This is a genomic window from Limosilactobacillus reuteri subsp. porcinus (assembly GCF_036621895.1).
GTDB lineage: Bacteria > Bacillota > Bacilli > Lactobacillales > Lactobacillaceae > Limosilactobacillus > Limosilactobacillus reuteri_J.
Map to the genome: position 1 here is coordinate 1 of NZ_LN887488.1, position 5,249 is coordinate 5,249.

General features: G+C 33.2%; 5 protein-coding genes. All 5 read left to right on the forward strand.

What is annotated here, in order from left to right:
• Window positions 1-294: 294 nt before the first annotated feature.
• On the forward strand, window positions 295-2,679 hold the full coding sequence (locus AACL61_RS09050; protein ID WP_339111270.1) for a hypothetical protein: 2,385 nt from the start codon (window positions 295-297) through the stop codon (window positions 2,677-2,679).
• 23 nt (window positions 2,680-2,702) lie between these two features.
• Window positions 2,703-2,936 (forward strand): hypothetical protein, encoded by a 234-nt coding sequence (locus AACL61_RS09055; protein WP_003671409.1) that lies wholly within the window; start codon window positions 2,703-2,705, stop codon window positions 2,934-2,936.
• Window positions 2,937-2,948: 12 nt separating this feature from the next.
• Entirely contained in the window at window positions 2,949-3,515 is a 567-nt protein-coding gene (locus AACL61_RS09060) for a hypothetical protein (RefSeq protein ID WP_339111271.1), read from the forward strand.
• 63 nt (window positions 3,516-3,578) lie between these two features.
• Entirely contained in the window at window positions 3,579-3,779 is a 201-nt protein-coding gene (locus AACL61_RS09065; protein WP_150399535.1) for a helix-turn-helix transcriptional regulator, read from the forward strand.
• A 60-nt stretch (window positions 3,780-3,839) separates the two neighbouring features.
• Window positions 3,840-5,042: a tyrosine-type recombinase/integrase gene (locus AACL61_RS09070; RefSeq protein ID WP_339111272.1), complete on the forward strand. Its 1,203-nt coding sequence runs from the start codon at window positions 3,840-3,842 to the stop codon at window positions 5,040-5,042.
• Window positions 5,043-5,249: the final 207 nt, after the last annotated feature.

Below are 5,249 nucleotides of genomic sequence, written 5' to 3' on the forward strand. Positions count from 1 at the left end.
ATTGGGCTATCAAACACCTTACGAGGTATTCATGAAGTATGTCACTGATGAGCAACTACTTTTTTTCTAACTTAAATTGACATTTCGGGGAGAAAAAAAGAAATCGAAGCAACACCTAATTATATAGATAATAAACGCCTGGTAAATGAACGAAAAAGAGATAAAGACAACCTCAACCGCTTTTGCTCAGAGAATGGAAAAACAAAGAATGAACAGTATGTTAATCGACTGAGATGTACGTATAGCGGAATGAACATGATATACGATATGCTTCAATTCTGGGGTTTAGAAAACGTGATTAATTGTGTTAATGATGGATTTATTATCAGAATAAATACACGAAACTTTGATAAGAAGTATCAACAATTTCAACAGCGTTATCAAAGAAAGGTTAGTCAATTAACTTTTTCAATGAAAAAGTGGAACTATGCTTTAATAAAAAACGATCAAGAATACTTGTTATTTAATTCTTTAACAGATTATAAATGTCGAAATCATTGTTTTGATGTTGGAGCTAATTATTATGAAATTACTGGTGAAAGTCTAAGAGAAGCAAAGAAAAATAACCATGTTAATTCTTTGATTTTAGCTAAAGCAGAAAAACAAGAAAAGGAGGCAGTGTATATAGTGGAAAAGCAAGTATTTGACCAAGATCCTTTTAATAAAGCAACAAAAGAAAACATGGAACGACTTGATGAAGTAAAAAAGATAATGAATGAAGCTGGAATTCAGGACATCAATCATGGTATCTTGCAACCTCATTATTATAGGTTTGAACTTGATAAAAATGATAGTCAGCAGAGTAAAGAATATATTAATAAAATTACAAAGAGTATGTTGAGCAACCAAATTTTTATGCTCGAAAATCCCCCTGCTAGTACTGTTAATTTATTCGGTCAAGTAATAAAGGCAACTGAAATTAATGATATGGAGCAGTATCTCAGAGATCATAAAGATGTAACTGTTAATGATTTTGTGCCTCCAATTATTAGACCAGCAATAGTTTCAATTGATGACTGGATTAAGCAGTTATTGAATGACAAAGAGATTAAACATAATCTCTACCTATATAATAGTGTAGCAATTGTGTTGCAAGTATGGGCAAATGAAAATAGCCGTGATCCTAATACCATTATCAAGAAGTTAAATGATGCGTTAGTTAAAGATAGATTTAGCAATCTAAGTATTGCAGATAAAGTGTATAACGATCCTGCAACTATCCTTGTTGATAATCAATTAATGGCATTAAACGAGCATCATGTGTACACTGCAGATTCTAAAGCGGTAAATAGCATTATTGACAAATATATTGATGCAAGCGGAAAAAGGTTTATTCGAAACTCTCGTAATAACGTGTACGAACTCCTTAATAATAATAAGTATAAAAATGGCAAATTAGATATCGGATTTAAATCTGAGAATCAGACAATCTGGATTGACAATAAAGGCGTCCACACAGAAAATCCACTGCTTAAGAAGGTTGGCAATTACGTAAATGTTGATTATATCAATTATGAAGCAGATAAGGATTTATTTAACTCAGAAGAATATAGTCAAGTTGAAGCATTCCTAACTCATATAAGTGATGGCTACTATAGGCAAATTACATGTATGCTTGCTCTAATTGTTTTACAAGACCCTAATATTGTTCCAACACTTCGCAGGGCTTTCATATTGTATGGAGTGCCTGGGTCCGGGAAAACTGTTTTAGCTAAACTATTATGCAAGATTTTTGATGAACCAAATAAGCCGTCAAGAATACTATGCTCTGAACCAAATATTAATAAAGTGTTTACGGATCCTAATCTTATTGATGCTAATGATACCAAAAAAGGGAAATTAGTATTGTGGTTTGATGATTTTCAGTCTGATGGTAGGTCGAATGAAATTAAAAGGAATGTTGGAACGGTAATAAATGCAGTGACTAGCAATGAGGCGAAAACGGGAGCTGCAAAATTCCAACAATATCACGATATTAAACTGCCTTCATTGATTGTACTTTCAACAAATGATGTCCCACAAATAAAACATATTGGGACTGTTGATAGGATTTTTGTCATAAAATCATCAAAAAGGTTAACAGACGACCCTAATATTAGTTTTAGTTCCAATATAGATGCGTGGATAAATAATAAGAAAGTTCAAGAAGCGTTCTTCTGCATAATATTAAATACCGCTGTTGATATCTTAAATATGAGCAAAGATGAAGCAAAGTCTATTTTTGACAAAAGTAATTCCGCTCAATCAGCACTATCAAACCTTAATTCGTCTGTTGAAGCTTTTTTTGAGGAACAAAATATTACAAGTCTTTATGATCTTGTTGGAATGCAAGCAAAGAAACTTTTTGACGTTTATTTAGAAGGAGAAAAAAATTTTGCTTATGCAACCACTTATCGTGCTTTCTGCGATCAAATTGAGGGATTAGGTTTGAATTTAAGACGAAAGCATTTTAATCATAAAAACTATCAAAAAGTTATCTGCTCGAAAAATGATAATTTAACGCAAGAAAAGTTGAATTTAATGTTAAAAGAAAATGAACTATCTCCCGATCAAGTTGAATATTGGGATAATGAGATTCATCGTCAACGAGGAAAGGTTAGTTCGTGGCATTGTGGTTATGATGAATTAAAAGAGAAGTATAAAAATGATCAGAAATTATTTATGCCATTTGAATTTTGAATTAACGATTGAAGGGGATTTACGTGAATAATAAAAAGAACTTTAATTGGCAACAGGCTATTAATATGAACAAGGATATTTTTTTGGAATATTTTGCTCAAGCAAGTGGATTAAGTAAGGCTAAACGTCAACCAATTAACCTAATGGAAGAAGAACATAGGATTGGTGTTTACTTTTCATCCGCAGCATATCTTGAATGGTTGAATAAGATTAATGATATGAAACATGAAATTATGATTTTAAAGACTAAAAAGTAGGAGGAACTTATTATGGAAGCAAAAGACTTAATCGGCAACACTCTAATCAAAAAGATTACAAATTCTAAGGGCACCACTTGGAAACCAGTATTGCGTCAGCGATGGGTTGGTAAATTTAAAGGATTAAAAGAATATAGTCGCTCATCGCTGAAAGATAATTATCTAATTTTAGAAGTAGGCGGTTACTTTGATGGCCTTATTTTTAACCCGGACCCATTTATTGTAGTGGATGGAAAACGAATTTATCTGAGTTACGAAAATTCTATTCCAGGCTTATGTCGAATCGTACTAGTGGATATTCGAGCTTTGGAACTCTCAAAAAAGTATGATTTTAATGACAAATATCAAGGATTCGACTCTGAACGTGATAAATATCATATTGCTAAATTCAAGTCCATTGACGAAATGAAAAAGATTGCGAAGAAACAATACTTAATTAATAATGAGTTGCCGACGTATGATATTAAGATGGTCTGGGAACAGGATAAAACTAGTGAGACATATGGTACACGGCATTATTCCGTCACGACAAATGTAGGATTATCTGAAAGGCTAGATGAAGAGCTCTTAAAAGCGTGATATTTATGCAGAATTGTAGTGCTAAGAGTTATAATCCAATTCATAAGGAGGAGGCCATTATTCATGTTTGGGAAAGAAATCTTAAATGGTAAGCAACTGTGTGAAAAACTAGGCATAAGTACCACAATCTTATATGGATTATTAGATAATGGACTACCATTTCATCAATTAACAACAGCAAGTCGAAAATACTATAACTTATCAGAAGTCGAAGATTGGCTATTAACTGCAGGATATAGGCAGAAAACTGTATGGACAAAGTAACTATAGATAATAATGATGGGGTCATGCTTTGTGCTGACCCCATTTTTTGAGGGTGAAAAAATGATTAAAAAAATGACAACTGGTAAGCACAAAGGTGAGTACCAAGTGCGCATCCAGCCGATTAATAAGATTACTGGTAAGCGAGAAAGCTGGCCAGTAGCCTATGCTTCAAATCGTTCAAATGCTAAGGCATTAGAAAGACAGATGTGGGCGGACTATGAAGAAGGAATGCAGCTAGCGGATGGTAATACAGTCTTTGCAGAGGAATTTAGAAAGTATATCAATCGCAAGAAAAATACTATTTCACCTGTTACGTATCGTGACTGGAATAATTCGGCTAATGAATTTGAAAAGTATTTTAAGAATACCAAGATCAAAGATATTAGTGAACGATTAGTTGAACAGTTTGCTCGTGATTTTATTCATAAGCATAAAGCAACAGTTGGACGTGCAACGGTAATTGATCATCGTTTAACTCATATGAGAAGTTTCTTTAATGAATTAATTGGCAAGGTAGTAAAAGAAAATCCAGTACCTGAACAGTATTTGGATAAGTTTTTTCGTAAGAACGAATTCAGTGTTAGAAAACAACGATACCTATTTACAAATTCTGAACTTGAATTAATTAAAAAGCAGATTCAAGGTGCTCTAAACCATACTACAATAGATAAGTGGGGAACACGTTTAGCACTTTGGATCGATCTGGAAACAGGAATGCGCCCAGGCGAGATTCAAGCTTTGAAATTTAATAATCTTATCACAGAAGATGGGTATACTACTTTCAAAATTAATGATAGTTGGTCAGATTATGCTCGTAAATTTAATGGTACCCTTAAAGCGCGACCAAAAGGATATTCGCGATGTTGTTTACCAATTTCGCAAGAATTAATTGACTTTATTGATACTTATAAAAAGGAACAAAAGAAATTTTTGAAATACCATGGATTGACTAATCCTAAAGGCTTAATCTTTCTAAACCTTCATGATTATAAGACATGTGCGAATAATATACCTATCACACAAAAAAGCATGAATGAAATGTTGAAGAAGATTTGCGGTGAGTTGAATATTAGTGGTAATGGATCGCAATTATCGATGTATTCTTTCCGACACACACTATGTACTAAATTAGCAAATAAACCAGGGATATCCTACCCTTGGGCAGCTGAAAGGATGGGGAATAGTCTCTCGATTTTTATGCGAGTATATGTTAAGACTGACCGGGATGTGAATCAGAAAATGATGGACAATTGGATGGCGTAAAAAGGAGGCTCCAAAAGCCTCTTTTTTATGTTGATTTATATAAAAGATTGTAGTTTACAATGGTATAGATGATTTTTAATTTTATTGGTCCAGAAGGTAAAGTTAGACAAGGGTGGATTATAGAATGAAGTTAGCCACCCAGTTGGTGGTAAATAAAAAACGCCATTCGGCGTGACATCAGGTATCATATTAAGTGAACCAAACCTA